At 60.8% G+C, this 1331-nt stretch carries 1 protein-coding gene; it reads right to left on the bottom strand.

Annotated elements, in window-relative coordinates; genetic code table 11:
• Window positions 1–164: 164 nt before the first annotated feature.
• A complete protein-coding gene (locus AC1KVE_RS20995) occupies window positions 165–1250 on the bottom strand; it encodes an IS5-like element ISPst12 family transposase (RefSeq protein ID WP_011913346.1) in 1086 nt (361 codons plus the stop codon).
• Window positions 1251–1331: the final 81 nt, after the last annotated feature.

Here is a 1331-nt window from a genome sequence, read left to right as displayed (position 1 = left end):
CAGGCCGTTGAAAAACTCGGCTTCAACTGCCCCAACCCGTCCGGTTTGGCGCTTTTTCAAGCGCTTTGGCCTAACGGAGTCCACACAAGGCCTGACTTCAGGCCTTTTTGACAGGTTTCAGCACCACGTTCACGCCTTTCGGCGTTTTTTGGGCGTAACTCGCCCTATACATGCGATCCTCGCCACCAACCCGACAGGCTACCCAGTCGGATCAGGTTGTAGACCGAGAAACCCAGCAATAACTGAGCACTCAGCTTGGCGCGACCGATCAGCTTGGTCTTGCGCAGGCCGCCAACCGTCTTCAGCCAGCCAAAACCTTCTTCGATCCGCTTGCGGATCTTCTGGCTGGCGGCATACCCCGGATGCCGCGTGGTGCGCCCATCGATGGCGCTGCCCTTGCGCTTCTGCGCCACATGCGGTGTCACTTTCAGCTCGCGCGCCCTCTGCACGAAACGCTTCTGGTCGTAATTCTTGTCTGCACCTACCGTGCTGCCCGGCTTGGCCGTGCGCTCCAGCATCTCCAGCGCCGCCTCTACCTCGGCACGTCCATTGAACTCGGTGCATTCCACATCCACGATCAGACCGTTGCGGTGCTCCATCATCGTGTGGGCCATGTGCGCCAGACGACTGGCATCGCCATTGCTCTTGCGCGCCAGCCGGGCCTCGGGATCGCTGGTCGATTGGTGGGTCGCGTTGCTGCGCTTCTCGCCCTTGAAGTCGGCATCGGGGTTGCGCGTGCCATCCTCCGGTGGGTCGCCGCCATCCTTCTTGATAAAGGACTTGTGCGAGGCCCAGGCGTCGATCAGCGTGCCGTCGACGCTGAAATGCTCGTTGCTGGCGTACTCGGACCATGCGGCCAGCGACTTGATGCGCTGGAAGAACAGTCGCGCTACATCCTGGTTGAACAAGCGGTCACGGTTCTGGCTGAAGGTCGAGTGATCCCACATGCGCTCGTCCATCGACAAGCCGACGAACCAGCGAAACAGCAGGTTGAAATCAATCTGCTCGACCAACTGCCGCTCGGAGCGAATGGTGTAAATCACCTGCAGCAACGAGGCGCGCAGCAGCCGCTCCGGCGCAATCGAGGCCCGTCCCAGGGTGGAGTACAGCCCGTCGAAGTCCCGATCCATCGAAGCCAGAACGGTATCGACCAGGCCTCGCAGGGGACGCAGCGGGTGATCGTTCGGGATGCGCTGCTCCAGCGTCGTATAACTGAACAGCTCGTTTTGTTTGAGGTCGAGTCCACGCATTGGCTTGGGCTGGCTTCGGCAGAAGAGGATGGCCGCCATTTTGCCAGAGCCACGCGGGCTCTGGCTTTTTTCAACGGCCTG

This window comes from Xanthomonas sp. NCPPB 2864 (assembly GCF_056675615.1).
The sequence above is the reverse complement of the archived record's forward strand: the minus strand, read 5'-3'. Positions and strand labels throughout refer to the sequence as shown.

Coding starts and splice junctions, on each gene's coding strand:
- AC1KVE_RS20995 (WP_011913346.1), bottom strand. CDS start 1,250: ATGCGTGGACTCGACCTCAAACAAAACGAGCTGTTCAGTTATACGACG.